A 14,558-nucleotide genomic window follows, 5' to 3' on the forward strand; every position below is an offset into this window, starting at 1 on the left:
ATGCTGACCACATTATGGCTTCGACTCGGCACCTGGCTGGGCAAACTGCTGCTGGCCCTGATCGTACTGGGACTGCTCGGCTGGGCGCTGGCAACAGGCGGGTATGCCTGGCAGCAGCGCGGCCCGGTGTCGGCTCAGGAACAAATCCCGGCGGATGAAGCCGCGATGACTCAGGACATCATCCAGACCGCGATCAAAATCGTCGACCAACACCGTGACAACACCCGCTACCTGCGCGACGCCCACGCCAAGGCCCATGGCTGCGTCAAGGCCCAGGTGCAGGTGCTGGATGACCTCGACCCGACCTTGCGCCAAGGCGTGTTCGCCAGCCCCGGCAAAACCTGGCAAGCGGTGATGCGCCTGTCCAACGGCAACGCCTACCCGCAGTTCGACAGCATCCGCGATGCGCGCGGCATGGCGATCAAGTTGCTGGACGTGCCGGGGACGCAGTTGCTTGCGAGCCAGCAAGCTCGTGGCGAACAGGATTTTGTGATGTTCAACCACCCCAACTTCTTCGTCAGCGATGTCGCCGAGTACCGCCAGAACATCGCCGCCCAGGCTGACGGCAAACAAGTCCTGGCGTTCTTTCCCTCGTGGAATCCGGGCAGTTGGCAAGTCCGGCACTTGTTTATTGCTTTGGCAACCTTGGCACCTGCGCCGGCCAGCCCGACGCAAACCACCTACTTCTCGGTATCGCCTTACAGGTTTGGCTCGACCAACGCAAAATTCCGGGTGGCCCCCGACCCGGACAGTTGCCCGGCGTACACCCTGCCCGAGCAAAATCAGAAATTGCCGAATTTCTTGCGCAATGCACTGACCCAGCAGTTATCCACAGACCGGGTGCCGGCGTGTTTCGTGTTGCAGATCCAGCGCCAGAATGCCAATCGCTTTATGCCGATTGAAGACACCAGCATTGAATGGAAAGAATCAGATGCACCCTTCCAAACCGTGGCGCGGATCAACGTACCGCCACAAGACTTTGACACCCCAAGCCAGAACCTGGCGTGTGACAACCTTTCATTCAGCCCATGGCATGGCATTGAAGAACACAGGCCGATTGGCGGCATCAACCGCCTGCGCAAAGCTGTGTACGACTCGGTAAGCCAATACCGGCACAGCCGCAACGCCGAGCAATAAGCACATGCAGGCGGCGAGCTGCCTCGCTCGCACACTGGTCGGTGTCATGTTCGTGGCGCATACACCGCATTGCCGGCATCCTCGGCCAAGCGGCGGAGCACCAGCGCCGACCCCATGCAGGCTAACCCGCACAGCACCAGCATCCAGGCGACGTCACTGCTGGCGCGGCTGCTGAGTGCTGCGGGCACATCAGCACGATCACACTGTAGGGCGTGGTGCTGGTGAAGCTGGCGCAGGCGGCCAGGGTCAGTCCGGTGAGTACGGCCTTGCTGATGAGCGTACGACGGATGCCGAATCGGCGCACCACGCGCACCGCCAGCAGTTTCATCAGAAAAGCCCCCGCGCCCCCGGCCAGGGTGAGCAAACCGGCCTGCAAAGGGCTCAGGCCAAAGCACAGCTGAAACATCAGCACCAGCAGAAAAGGCAATGACGATGTGCCCAGTCGCAGCAGATTACAGCCCCAAAAGCTGATGCCATAGCTGGGGATGCGCAGCAGTTTGAGATCAAGCAACGGCTCGGCGTAACGTTGCGAATGACGCAGATACAAACCGCCACACACCACCCCGACCCCGTTCATCAATACTACCCAGTGTCGCGCCAGCAGGCCGGGCCCGAGGGCTTCGAAGCCAAAAACCAGCGCCGCCATGGCGAGTGCACTGAGCAACAATCCGCGCATGCCTAGACCCCGCTCACGGACACCGGGGTAATGCGGATGCTGGGCGCGCCGAAGTCGCTGGCCATTTGCGGCAAGGCGGTCATCACCACCGTTGAGTCGATCAGTTCCATGCACAGCGCGCAGCCAATAATCATCGGCACGCGACGCGATAACGGGCGAGTCTGCGGCAAAGATTCGGCGATGGTCACGAGGCCCTTCCCCTGCACAGCCACGCTCAAATCGCCAACTTCAAAAAGTCGAACGACATACGGCGCCCGCTCTCCAGATGCGGGATGGCTTCAAGCAAGGCTTGGGTATAAGGATGTTGCGGGTGGTCGAACACATCCCGCACGCGGCCGCTTTCGACCGCCACACCATCCTTCATCACCAGCACTTCGTCGCTGACATGGTTGATCACTCCAAGGTCGTGGGAGATGAACAGGCACGCCAACCCAAGCCGTTGTTTAAGGTCGTCCAGCAGTTCGAGTATCTGCGCCTGCACCGACACGTCCAGTGCCGAAACCGGTTCGTCGCAGACCAGAATCTGTGGCTGCGCCGCCAGCGCTCGGGCAATGGCGATGCGCTGGCGCTGACCGCCCGACAACTCGATAGGCCGTCGCTCCAGCAATGCCGCATCCAGGTGCACCAACGCCAGCAATTCCTCTGCACGCACGGCCCATTCCCTGCGTTTATGGCCTGCCACTTCCAGCGCTTCATTCAACACCCGGCGCACGTTGTAGCGCGGATCAAACGAACTCAGCGGGTCTTGAAACACCACCTGAATGCTGCGCCGCAGTTGGCGTTTTTCTGCGCCAGACAAGCTCAACCACGGCTGCCCCTTAATCTGTATATCGCCGCTGTCAGGGGTTTCCAGACCCAGGATCATGCGCGTCAGGGTGGTTTTTCCCGAACCGGACTCGCCCACAATGCCCAGGGTTTTGCCACGTCGCAGTTGCAGCGACACCTGATTAACCACTGTGCGCAACCTGCCATCCGGGCCCTTGAAAGCTTTGCTCAGCGCATTGACCTGCAGCAATGGAGGGCCTTCAGCCTGCGTCGGCACGATGGCCAATGGCGTGCGCGCCGTACCTTGGGCGCGGCGAAAGTGCACAGCCCTGCCCGCGCGCAGCAAGTATTGGGTATAGGGATGCTGCGGATCGTGAAGCACGGCGTCGACGCTGCCCTGCTCGACGATAATCCCGTTTTGCATCACCGCCACCCGATTGGCCAACCGCGACACCACGGCCAAGTCATGGCTGACGATCAACATCGCGGTGCTCTCGCCACGCAGGGATTCAAGCAAGGCCAGCACCTGCGCCTGCACGGTGGTGTCGAGCGCCGTGGTGGGTTCGTCGGCAATCAGCAAACGTGGGTTGCAGGCAATGGCCGAGGCAATCAGCGCCCGCTGACGCAAGCCGCCAGACAGCTGGTAAGGGAATTGCCGCGCGCGCAACGCTGGCTCCGGCACCCCCACCGCACGCAGTAATTCGATGACTCGAGCCTCGCGCTGCGCCCGATCCAGATCGGTGTGCAAGTGCAGAGGCTCGGCAATTTCCTTGCCTACCGGGCGCAACGGGTCGAGCGAACCCAGCGCATCCTGCATCACAAAACCAATCTGCGCACCGCGCACCTTGCGCCACGTGCGCTCATCGAACTGACGCACGTCTTGCCCGGCAAACGCCAAGCGGCTGGCCTGCACCTGCGCCCCGACACCGGTGAGCCCGGCCAGCGTGCGTGAAGTCACGCTCTTGCCCGAGCCAGATTCGCCCACCAGCGCCAGGCATTCGCCGCGATACAGCTGAAAACTCACGCCCTTGAGGGTTGGGACAACTTGGTTGCCAAAGCGAACATGCAGCGCTTGCACATCAATCAGAGGTTCAGTGCTCATGTGCGTTTACCTTCGCTGCGACGCAGCAGTTCGCGGCCGATCACGCTGATCGAAACCACGGTCAATGTAATTGCCAGCGCCGGCCAGGCCACGAGCCACCAGGCGTTGGCCAGATAGTTGCGCCCCATGGCAAGCATTGCCCCCCATTCCGGCGCAGGCGGCGCGGCACCAAAGCCCAGAAAGCTCAAGGCGGCACCGTTGACGATGTTGCCGCCAATGCCGATGGTGGCCAGGATCAGAATCGGTTTGATTGCATTGGGCAGCACATGCCGCAGGATCACCGAATACCGGGGCAGGCCCAGCGTGGTGGCCGCCTCAACGTATCCGGCGCCGCGTACCACCAGGGTTTGTGCCCGTACCAGTCGCGCATAACGGGGAACGTTGGCGACACCGATGGCAATGATCAGGTTGAGCGGCCCCTGACCGAAGAAAGTGATGACCACCAGCGCCAGCAGCAGGTCGGGGAATGCCAGCAACACGTCGACGGTGCGCATCACCGCGCCGTCCAGCCAGCGCGGCCCGAGCCCCGCAGCCAGCCCGAACACCGTGCCAAACAGCAGGCCAATGGCGGTGGCTGTCACACCCAAGACCAGCGAGGGACGCGCGGCGTACACCAGCCGGGTAAGGATGTCGCGACCGTTTTCATCTGAGCCCAGCCAATACTGGCTACCGGGTGGGCTATACGCCTGACGGGAGATCGCTTCGAACGGGTCGCCCGCCACCAGCCAGGCTGGCTGGATGGCCGCGATCACCAGCAGCAGCACAAACAACCCGGCCAGCAGCAGGCCCGGACGCACAGCCCAGCGCGGCATACTGCGCTGACGAGCGACGTTGATCAGACCTACAGATGCGCTTTGAGGGATGGGCTGACTCATGGTTGCGGCTCCTGATGAGTGGCTCAAACTGCACTGGCTTCGTCGCGGGTGGCGCCGTGTGCGCTGTCTTGCTCGTGCAGTGCCCGCCACGCAGCGCCGGGGCTGATGCCGTTGAGGTAGTAATTGCCCAGCGCCCGCTCGCGGTAGATGGCCGGGTTGTGCGAGGCCAGGGTGCGGGCGTTACGCCAATGCCGGTCAAGACGCCGGGCCTGGCTGGTGGCCGAGGCGCCGCCGACTTCGAACAGCAGCGTGGTGGCTTCAAGCACCTGCTCAAGCACCCCTTGCTGGGCCTGAAAAGTACGGATGTCGGCTTCGACGTAGTCGCCTTCCTGTGCGGTTCCGGTCAGTTCAGCCTGATGCACGCTTTGCAGCACGTGCGCCGTGGCCAACACCAGGGTTTCGCTGGCGTAGGCCAGACTCGACAGACGGCCAATCACACGCTGCACCAGCGGATCGTCTTTAGGGCTGGATTGGCCCGGCACGCCAAAGGCACGGGTGCGCCCTTGCACAAACTCAGTCGCATCGCGCAAAACGGCGCGGGCAATACCGGCCAAGGTCGCGAGGTGGAACAGTTGGTAGAACGATGAGATATACGACTCGGCACGCAACTCGCCGGGTTTGAAGCGGCGCAGCACGTGCTCAGCAGGCACCGCGACATTTTCAAAACGGGTGGTACCGCTGCCGCTCAGGCGCTGGCCAAAACCATCCCAGTCGTCTACCCGGGTCACACCGGGCGCATCCACGGCCACCACCACACTGAAGAAATCCTTGTCGTGCATGGCGACGGCGGCCACCCAATCTGCGTAGATCGTGCCAGTGCAGTAATACTTTTCGCCATTGAGCAGCCAGCCGTCTTGTGCCGGCGCAAGGGACACCGAATTGGTGCTGCTGTCGCTGCGTTCGGCCATGGCCGCGCCCCACAATTGCCCGGCCACCACGTTGGCGAACCAGTAATCCTGCGAGGCGGCGTCGCGGCTGGCCAGGCGGCCTTCGACAAAGCCGAAATGCGCCCGCACGATCTGTGGCAAGTTCGAATCGGCTTCGGCCAGATCAATCAACAGGCCAAATAACACGGGCAAGCTGATGCCAGCACCACCGTGTGCTTGCGGAACGCGCAGCGCGCTGAATCCCGAATCACGCAGCAGGTTCACGGCTTCGAACGCCAGCTCACGCTGCTGTTCACGTTCGATGGCGCCCGCGCCAATCTGTTCGAATAAGGGTTGGAACCGCGCCTGCAGCACGCGGTAAGAGTTTTGCTCAGTCATGGCAGGTCCTTGCGAGAAGATGGCATCACACGGCTTTGGCGCGCGGGTCCACGAGGTGATTGATCAGGTCGACGAGAAAGTTCACGGCCACGTAAATGGTCGCTGCCAACAGGGTAATTCCCAACAGCAACGGCACATCTTTGGAGACCGCAGCATCGAGCATCAGGCGGCCGATGCCTTGGCGGGAAAACAGCAATTCAATCACCACTGCCCCGCCCAGCAGGCTGGCGAAGACAAAACCGGACAGGGTCACCAAAGGCACCAGCGCATGGCGCAAGGCATGTTTGAGGCGTACGCCGGTTTCGGACATGCCGCGGGCACGGGCCATGGCGATAAAGGGCTGTTCGAGGATGTCTTCCAGGGACTGGCGCAGTACTTGGCTCAACACCGCCGCGACGGGCAGCGCCAGAGCAATGCTGGGCAGGATCAAGGCCCGCCAGCCGTTTGAACCCGACGGTGGCAACAGGTGCCAGCCGAAGGCAAACACCAACAGCAGGATCAAGCCGATCACAAATGAGGGCGCCGAAGACAGCACCAACTCTGTGCCCGACACCAGCGAGCGAACCCACGGCGCACGGTTGGCGCTGAGCACCGCAACCACCACGGCCAGCAGTACCGCCAACGCCGCAGCGCTGAGTGACAACTGCGCAGTAGCGCCCAGTTTGCTGGCGATTACCTGCCCCACTGGTTTGCGCAAATTATAAGAGGCCCCCAAGTCCCCTTGCGCCAACCGTCCCAAATACTGGCCGTATTGCACGATCAAGGGTTGGTCCAGCCCGTACTCGGCGCGTACCTTGGCAATCAGCTCGGCACTGGGCATGGCACCCGGCCCGCCGAGAATGGCCATTGCCGGGTCGCCAGCACTCAAGTTAACGGCCAAAAACGTCAGAGTGGCCGCGCCCCAGAGCACACCCAGCCCCGACAACAGCCGACGAAAGATCAGGCGCAGGTGATTCATTTAGCCTCCTGGTCGAGCCAAACGGTGGTGAATATCGGCGTGTTGTGCGAAGTGTCGAAAATCAGCCCCTTAACCTTATTGCGAAAGGCCACCAGCACATGACTCTCGTACAGCGGCACCGCCGGGACGTTTTCCACCAGACGCTGTTGCGCGATGCTGTACAGCTTTTGCAACTCGACCGGGTCGGTGGTAAGCCGTGCCGCCGTCAACGCGGCATCCAGTTGCTCATCACGAAAGCCACCGATGTTCTGGCCGATAAACGTTGGCGTATTGATTGAATGGCGGTGATAGAGGATGTACAGCCCATCCGCTGTGTTGGTGTGCCAATAACCGCCACCCAATACCTGGAAGTTGCCGGTGTAACGCTGTTCAGTGAGTTGGGCCAGGGGGATCAGATCGATGCTCAGGTCGAAGCCGACCTTCTTCAAATCGGCCTGAATCGCCACCGCCACACTGCTGGGGTAAGCCCCGGTTTCGTAGGTCAACACCCGAGCCGCCAGGCGTTTGCCCTCTTTGACGCGATAACCTTGGGCGTCGCGCCCGGTCCAGCCGGCGCTGTCTAAGAGGCGGTTGGCCTGTGCCACGTCATAACGGAGCGCGTCTTTGAACGCCGGATCGTAGTAACGGGTGTTGGATGCCAGCAGATCAGTCTTGGGCTGGTACTCGCCAAAGCCAGTGATCCACGCCAAGCCTTCACTATCAATGGCTTTGGCCACGGCCCGGCGGACCACGACGTCCTCGAACGGAAATTTTTCAACGTTAAAGGTCAGGCTGCGAAACGGATTGCCCTTGCGCACGCGGCTATACATGTGCAGATCGGGGTTACGTCGGATGGCTTGAGCATTTTGCGCGGGCGCATCGACGGTAAAGTCGGACTGGTCCGACTCCAGCGCGTTGAAACGAATCATTGCCTCGGGGACGATGCTCACTTCCAGGCGGTCGAGGTAGGCTTCGCCCTGATGCCGCATCACGGCTGGCGCCCAGTGGTAGCCCTGGCGCTTGACGAAATTCAAGCCTTGATCGCGGGTGTAGCTTTCGAGCACAAAAGGCCCGGTGCCGATGGGGCGTTCGGCGATGGATGTGGGGGCCTGCTCAATTTGACGCGGCGACAACATGCTCAGATAAGACTGCGCCAACACGTCGAGAAAGGGTGAGTACGGTTCGCGCAGGTGTGCTTGGAAGGTGTACTCATCAACTATCCGCCCGTCGACATAGGGGGCGATGTACGCCGCAGCCAAGGGCGATTTGGTGGCCGGGTCGCGCATGTGTTCGAGGTTGAGCTGTACGGCGCGGGCATTGAATTTCTCGCCATCGCTGTAGGTCACGTCGTCGCGCAGATGGAAGGTGTATGTCTTGCCATCGGGCGAAATGTCCCAGGACTTCGCCAGCCACGGCGAGATATTGCCGTTCTCGTCCTGATAGACCAGGCAGTCGAACAGAATGCGCCCCAGCCATTGTGTGTTGCCATGGGAAATCGAATGCACGTCGAGCGTTGTAGAGTCAGACGAAGTCGATACACGCAGCGTTCCGCCCGGTTTTCCGGGACCCGTTTCGCGGTAGTCTTCGGCGTGGCTGGCGCTGTCTGCGCTGGCAATGCTGGCACGCGGTGCGTCGCTGGTTGGCTTGCAGGCGCCCAGCACCATGACGCAGGCGACTGCGGCCAGACGGGCGAGCCTTGTGATCAGGGTCATGTGCTTCCTCCGTCAGCGCCGCGTGTCATCGCGACGCTGGCTGCGCAGGCTTAGAAGTTGTAAGTCACGCCGGTGAAGGCACCGAAACCATCACCCGGATACAGTGACGCCGTGTCTTTGCCCTGAGCGTTGTAAGACGGTGCAATGGCGGTCACATAGTCCTTGTCGGTCAGGTTTTTCAGGTCCAGATACACCTGCCAGGTTTTGCCCGGATCGTCGAAACCAAGCCGTGCGCCCCAAAGGGTGTAGGACGGAGCGTAAAAGGTGTTGGCGTAATCCACCGCGGTGCTCGATACCGAGCGCACGTTGACCCCGGCATAGAAACCGCTGGCAAATTGGTACTGCAATTCGGCCTGGTAAATATGCTTGGGCAACCCTGGCAGTTCGTTCTTTTTGAACAGCGGGTCGTTTTCGTAGTGGAAGTCGTTGAGGGTGTAGGCTTGGCGCCAGTTCAATGTGTCGCCGTTGGCACCTTCCCACAATCGGGTGCTCAAGCCCGCTTCAATGCCTTGGTGAATCGTCGGCGTGGCATTGGAGGTGGACGTCACAGCCGCCGAGGTGCTGGTGGCAGGGAGCACTTCAACGGTGAGCAACTCGTTCTTGACCCACGATTTGTAGAGCGCCAGGCTGCCGTCAAAGATGCCCGACTTGCCCTTGATGCCGAATTCGACGGTATTGGCCGCTTGCGGAACCAGGGGTTTGGCGTAGTTGCTGGTGACCCCGGAGCCCGAAATGGACCAAGAGCTGGGTGGATCGATGGAACGGCTGACGTTACCAAACAGCTGAACGTCGGGGGCGATGTAGTAGCGCAGGCCAATCCGCGGCGCGAGTTTCCATTCGTCGTAGCGGTAATGGCTCGGCAGGCCGCTGGTGTTGGGCCGGTCGCTGAACGAGACGTCAACATCGCGCTTGATGTTGATCGCCGAAACGCCGGTGACCAGGTACAACCTGTCGGTCAGGCCCAGATCGTTGCCAACGCTGAACACATGGTCGAACGAGCCGTCGTACGAGACCTGCTTTTGCAAGATGTCGAGGTCTTTGCTGCCTTTGTAGGTGCGCACCCCGGCACGCACATGCTCTGTGCTGCTCCAGCCAACCGTGCTGGTGCTCGACAGGCCGAACAGGTGGTCGTTGCGGCTGTAATTGAGCGAGTAGTTGATGTCGCGCCAATCCCAGTAGTTAGGGTTGACGGTACTTTTTTTGCTGAGAATCTGCGGGTAGTCGTGATACACCACCCCGGCTTCGAGCGTGGCGTCGTCATCAAAGGTGTAGGTGGTTTTGCTGCCGACCCAGGTCGAACCGCGCTTGGTCGAGTCGCCGCGTGTATCGCGCGTGGCGACGTTGGTCTGGGACGAGTTTTTCTTCAGTTGAGCCAGCGTCAAGGCGCCCGAGTTCTCGTGATATTCCTCGCGGTAACGCAGGTAGACGCGGGTTTGCAGTTTGGGGTTGAAGCGGTAGCCGAAGTTACTGACGATGCCCTTGGCCTTGGTGTAGGTAAAGTCCTGGTAACCGTCGCGCTTGGAATTATCGACGCTGACGTAATAATCGGCATCGCCCACCACACCGCCGGTGCTCAGCGTCTCTTTCTGCCAGCCAAAACTGCCGCCTTCAACTTTAATGCGATTGCCTGGCGCCGTAAGCCCGGTATTGGTCACAAAGTTGATTGCGCCCCCCAGCGACAAGGCCCCATATTCAAAGGCGTTGGCACCGCGTAACACTTCGGTGTAATTAAGCCCTTGTGTATCCAGCAGTTCATACGGAGTCCCCCCCGCCCCCGTTAGCGCGAGGCCATCGAAGAGAAACTTGGTGCCTTCACGAAAATAGCCAGGCGAGGTGTTGGCGCCGGAGCCCCGAATGGAAATCTTGATGGCGTCGTTGCCACCCGCCGCCTGGGCATACACGCCCGGCTGGTAAGCCAGGGTATCTTCCAGCGTGGCGGAGCGGCCCTTTTCCACTTGCGCCTGAGTGACAAGGCTGGTCCCCCCAGCCACTTCGTCAAGCTTGGCTTTGGCAGCCTGGACTTCGGTTTGTTTGGCTGCCTGTACCGTGACGGTGCCCAAGCGCCTGTCGCCATTTGGGCTGACATCATCAGCCGTCGCAAAAGGTGCGAGCGTTAATAAAGCGCTGCTGACAGCGAATAAGGATGAGTGTCGTAAAACAGCAGTGGTTGCTAAATGCACGCGTTTCAAATTGTTGTTCCCCACCTGAATAGAAAATAGGCGAGTTTCTATTGGAATAGTCAATCTCACGATATAAGGGCTATTGCAGCGAACGTGCCAACTGGCAAAGCGCCGTGTTTATGGGCGCTCATGCGCAAATGTTGTTAAGCCGAGTGTTGGATTACGCACCTACTGGCGAACAAGTGTTGATCAAGAAACAGCTCATTCAGATGGGTCGCGATAGTGTGTGGCCCATAAAAAAACCCCACCCGGTCGAAACCGGGCGGGGCTTTGGGCGCAATCACCACCCTGGCGCGAGCTTTTGATCTTTCAAGAGATCGCGAGGCAAGTTCGCTCCAACAGAGTGGTTCGATACCGTTGGGATTAATGAACCGGCAGTTCAACCCCATCAAACAGATCTTCAAGTTCCTGCTTGTTATGGCAGGCAATCGCCTTGGCCATCACTTCGCGAGTCAGGTGCGGGGCAAACTTCTCAATAAAGTCGCACATGAATCCACGCAGGAAAGTACCGCGGCGGAAACCGATTTTGGTAATACTCGATTCGAACAGTTCGCTGGCATCCAGTACCACCAGGTCGTTATCCAGCTTGGTATCGACTGCCATTTTGGCCACGATGCCAACACCCAGCCCCAGGCGCACGTAGGTTTTGATGACGTCAGCATCGGCTGCGGTGAACACCACTTTGGGTGTCAGGCCACGATGGCTGAAAGCTTCGTCGAGCTTGGAACGACCGGTAAAACCAAAGACGTAGGTCACGATCGGGTATTCGGCCAGGGCTTCGAGAGTCAACTTTGTCAGTTTGGTCAGCGGGTGCCCCTGAGGCACGACCACGCAGCGGTTCCAGCGATAACACGGCATCATCACCAGGTCGCCGAACAACTCCAGCGCCTCGGTGGCAATTGCGAAGTCAACCGTACCATCCGCGGCCATTTCAGCAATTTGCATGGGCGAGCCTTGATGCATGTGCAAGGCCACATCCGGGTATTGCTTGATGAAGTTGCTGATCACCGGCGGCAAGGCATAACGCGCCTGGGTGTGCGTGGTGGCAATCGACAAGGTGCCTTTTTTCTCGTTGGAAAACTCTTGAGCAATCTGCTTGATGCTCTCGACCTTGCGCAAGATCTCGCCGGCGGTGGTGATGATGCGCTCACCCGCTGGCGTTACACGGGTTAAATGCTTGCCGCTGCGAGCAAACACTTCCACGCCTAACTCGTCTTCCAGCAAGCGGATCTGTTTGCTGATACCCGGCTGCGAGGTGTACAGACTTTGAGCGGTAGCCGAAACGTTGAGGTCGTGGTGCGCCACTTCCCAGATGTAGCGCAGTTGTTGAAGCTTCATATGCATCCCTCAAAGCAAATAGGCGCCATGGGTATCGGCGGCGATATATAACTATATGGAAGGTCAGAAGAATAAATCTAGAACTTTTTTATCGTTTATAACAGTTCGTCACCTTCACCCATCAGTGCGACGCCGACGCTGCAGCAACGGCACCAGGTACACCGGCATCTGGGCCTGCTCTACAACCCGCGCTGCTGTGCGCCCCAAATGACTATTGCCCCCCGTAGGCTGGCCGTGACTGCCAATAATCAGCAAGTCAACGCACAACTTAAGTGACTGCTCAAGAATGAGCTGTGAAGGCTCCCCCTGAACAACCTTGACCGAACGGATCAAGGCCAGTTCCTGCTCCCCCTCGGACAACTCATCGCGAAGACTGTCCAGAACGCGTTGCTCGATGTTGGAAAGCATCGTGGTCATGCCCTGCTGCTGTAATTCATTGAGCGCGTGCTCATCGAGATAGCTTTGCAGTACCGACTCGGCAAACAACCCCATGGGTTCTACCACGTGTAACACATGCAAGTCTGCGCTGAAGCTGCGAGACAGTCCCAGAGCGTGCTGCATCACTACCGGCGCATAAATACCGAGGTCAGTGGCGTACAGTATTGAGCGAATCATGCGACCTCCTCGCAGCCTGATTTGGCCGAGATGAGTTCAGCTTAGCAGCGCCAGGAAAAGTTCGACGACCCACTCGATGACTTACACCCGCCGTCTATTCGGACATTAAATCGCCACGTTCATTACTGATGCCGTGCGGGACATGGCCCGTAGCCACCACCTGTCGTGCACGCTCGCAATGGCCGGCCTGATCATCAAAAAAAACATCAGCCGCAAACGCTTCCAAAAAGGCCGACTTATCCAGTCCGCCGAGAAACAGCGATTCATCAAGGCGGATGTCCCAGTCACGCAACGTGCGAATGACCCGCTCATGGGCGGGCGCCGAGCGTGCAGTGACCAGCGCTGTGCGGATCGGGCAGGCATCATCAGGGAACTCGCGCTGTAACAGGTTCAAGGCCTCCAGGAAGCCCTTGAAAGGCCCCCCGCGCAGCGGATTGCGTGCTGAGTTGCGCTCCAGCGACTGGAACGCCGCAAGGCCACCCGACTGATAGATACGCTCTGACTCGTCTGAGAACAGCACTGCGTCGCCGTCAAAGGCGATGCGCAGTTCATTGTTTTCAGCGCGTCGGGCGCCGCCAGAGAGAATCGTCGCGGCTGCAAACCCTGCATCCAGCGCACTGCGAACATCGTCAGCATGGGTCGACAAAAACAGGTCGCAGCCAAATGCATTGAGGTATGGGTGAGGGTTGCGCCCGCCAGAGAATGCCGCGCGGGAGATACCCAGGTCGTGATGCTGGATCGAGTTGAACACCCGCAGCCCGGTGTCTGCGCTGTTGCGTGACACCAGCACCACCTCTACCCGCTCGCGCCCTAGGCTGGCATTGAAGCTGAGGAGCTTTTTGACCAACGCAAAGGCATCCCCTGGCTCAAGCACTTCATCCTCATGTTCGATCTGGTACTGGCGATAAGCCTCAATCCCTTGGGTCAGATAAACCTGGTGGCTGACGCTCAAGTCGAACAGTGCCCGAGACGAGATGGCCAGTACCAGTTTGCCCTTTAAGCCTTTGCTCATGTCATCTGCGCCACGTGGTTGAAGGGTTTAAGGTAGCTCGTCGGGCTCAAGCAGCAAGGCCAGACGAATGTGATGAGCCAGCTCGCCTTCGCTGAGCCGAGACTTCAACTCACCGAAGAACTCACCGTCACGCACGACAAACAGTGCAGGAAGGTGGAAGATCTCATAGCGCTCGACCAGCCCACCGTTGTTACCCGCGTCGATCCAGCACAACTGGTCAATGGGTAACTGCATGTCGGGCAACATCTTGCGTGCCACTCGACAGCTCGAACACCCGATACTGGTGAACACCACCAGCGAGGTGCCAGGCAACGTCAGCAGGCGCTGGTCCGCATCAAAGTCAGTCAGTTCCATTTCAGTCACTATACTCACCAAAACAATATCAAATTGCTGGCACTCGGAGTGTGCGTACATGGGTTGTTTTTTACCTCACCCAGATAATGTCCCTGTTGAGATAACCCCCCGCAAACAAGCTTCTCTTTCGCGCCACAAGCTGCACTCTATCAGCCTCGCAGGCGTCGCATGCAATAGTGACAGAGGGTGGCGACGCGGCACGGCAGTCGACATGTACATGCCAAGCCTGGGTGAAACAGCGCACTACCCCGGCTATATCGCCTGGTGCAAGAAACAGCCCGGGGGCTATCGGATTGGCGTGGCCTTTACTGATGACCAAACCCTGTTTGGCGCACGCATGGGCGAGCAGGTGTGTCAGATCGAACACTATTACCGCCTCCAGCATGAGCAAAACCAACTCCCCGAAAATATGGAAGCCTTGGCGCTGGAATGGATCAATCGTCACGCGGTGGAATTCTCCCAAGCGACCCTGGATCATGCATTGGCACAACCTGCGCTTGATTAAAGGGATGTATGCCCATTGTCGAATAACCGCTTAACGCGTTAAGGTTCGGCTCCCCGATGCGCTCAATCAAGCTGTGCTCCGCCGC

General features: G+C 59.5%; 14 protein-coding genes. 2 read left to right on the top strand and 12 right to left on the bottom strand.

Annotated elements, in window-relative coordinates; genetic code table 11:
- Positions 1 to 1,137 carry a catalase family protein gene (locus tag ACIQYF_RS07975; RefSeq protein ID WP_402859162.1) on the top strand — a complete coding sequence of 379 codons (1,137 nt, stop codon included), beginning with the start codon at positions 1 to 3 and terminating at the stop codon, positions 1,135 to 1,137.
- A gap of 121 nt (positions 1,138 to 1,258) precedes the next feature.
- Here the strand turns inward: ACIQYF_RS07975 and ACIQYF_RS07980 are convergent, their stop codons facing one another.
- The 12 genes from ACIQYF_RS07980 to ACIQYF_RS08035 form a co-directional block, all read right to left on the bottom strand.
- Positions 1,259 to 1,813, bottom strand: coding sequence for a hypothetical protein (locus ACIQYF_RS07980; RefSeq protein ID WP_402859165.1), 555 nt, complete (start codon positions 1,811 to 1,813; stop codon positions 1,259 to 1,261).
- Positions 1,814 to 1,815: 2 nt separating this feature from the next.
- Complete coding sequence (locus tag ACIQYF_RS07985) at positions 1,816 to 2,001, bottom strand: hypothetical protein (RefSeq protein WP_402859168.1); 186 nt, start codon at positions 1,999 to 2,001, stop codon at positions 1,816 to 1,818.
- Positions 2,002 to 2,027: 26 nt separating this feature from the next.
- Complete coding sequence (locus ACIQYF_RS07990) at positions 2,028 to 3,680, bottom strand: dipeptide ABC transporter ATP-binding protein (RefSeq protein WP_402859171.1); 1,653 nt, start codon at positions 3,678 to 3,680, stop codon at positions 2,028 to 2,030.
- Entirely contained in the window at positions 3,677 to 4,492 is an 816-nt protein-coding gene (locus ACIQYF_RS07995; RefSeq protein WP_402859385.1) for an ABC transporter permease, read from the bottom strand. Before ACIQYF_RS07995 ends, ACIQYF_RS07990 begins: the two co-directional genes overlap by 4 nt.
- 86 nt (positions 4,493 to 4,578) lie before the next feature.
- Entirely contained in the window at positions 4,579 to 5,820 is a 1,242-nt protein-coding gene (locus tag ACIQYF_RS08000) for an acyl-CoA dehydrogenase (protein ID WP_402859174.1), read from the bottom strand.
- A 25-nt stretch (positions 5,821 to 5,845) separates the two neighbouring features.
- Positions 5,846 to 6,778 carry an ABC transporter permease gene (locus ACIQYF_RS08005; RefSeq protein ID WP_402859177.1) on the bottom strand — a complete coding sequence of 311 codons (933 nt, stop codon included), beginning with the start codon at positions 6,776 to 6,778 and terminating at the stop codon, positions 5,846 to 5,848.
- Complete coding sequence (locus ACIQYF_RS08010; RefSeq protein ID WP_402859180.1) at positions 6,775 to 8,469, bottom strand: ABC transporter substrate-binding protein; 1,695 nt, start codon at positions 8,467 to 8,469, stop codon at positions 6,775 to 6,777. Before ACIQYF_RS08010 ends, ACIQYF_RS08005 begins: the two co-directional genes overlap by 4 nt.
- Before the next feature lie 50 nt (positions 8,470 to 8,519).
- The gene (locus ACIQYF_RS08015) at positions 8,520 to 10,529 is read right to left on the bottom strand and encodes a TonB-dependent receptor family protein (RefSeq protein ID WP_402859183.1); all 2,010 of its coding nucleotides are present in this window, start codon (positions 10,527 to 10,529) and stop codon (positions 8,520 to 8,522) included.
- Between the two features lie 483 nt (positions 10,530 to 11,012).
- Positions 11,013 to 11,987, bottom strand: coding sequence for an HTH-type transcriptional regulator CysB (gene cysB / locus ACIQYF_RS08020; RefSeq protein WP_402859185.1), 975 nt, complete (start codon positions 11,985 to 11,987; stop codon positions 11,013 to 11,015).
- Between the two features lie 114 nt (positions 11,988 to 12,101).
- On the bottom strand, positions 12,102 to 12,602 hold the full coding sequence (locus ACIQYF_RS08025; RefSeq protein WP_402859188.1) for a universal stress protein: 501 nt from the start codon (positions 12,600 to 12,602) through the stop codon (positions 12,102 to 12,104).
- Between the two features lie 94 nt (positions 12,603 to 12,696).
- A complete protein-coding gene (locus tag ACIQYF_RS08030) occupies positions 12,697 to 13,614 on the bottom strand; it encodes a 5'-nucleotidase (RefSeq protein ID WP_402859191.1) in 918 nt (305 codons plus the stop codon).
- 27 nt (positions 13,615 to 13,641) lie between these two features.
- Positions 13,642 to 14,028, bottom strand: a complete 387-nt coding sequence (locus tag ACIQYF_RS08035) for a thioredoxin (protein ID WP_402859194.1) — start codon at positions 14,026 to 14,028, stop codon at positions 13,642 to 13,644.
- Between ACIQYF_RS08035 and ACIQYF_RS08040 the strand changes: the two genes are divergently transcribed.
- Positions 14,027 to 14,473: a PilZ domain-containing protein gene (locus ACIQYF_RS08040; RefSeq protein WP_402859197.1), complete on the top strand. Its 447-nt coding sequence runs from the start codon at positions 14,027 to 14,029 to the stop codon at positions 14,471 to 14,473. The genes ACIQYF_RS08035 and ACIQYF_RS08040 overlap by 2 nt on opposite strands.
- The last annotated feature ends 85 nt before the right edge of the window (positions 14,474 to 14,558 follow it).

Source organism: Pseudomonas sp. NPDC096917, assembly GCF_044762555.1.
In the GTDB taxonomy this organism is placed as follows: domain Bacteria; phylum Pseudomonadota; class Gammaproteobacteria; order Pseudomonadales; family Pseudomonadaceae; genus Aquipseudomonas.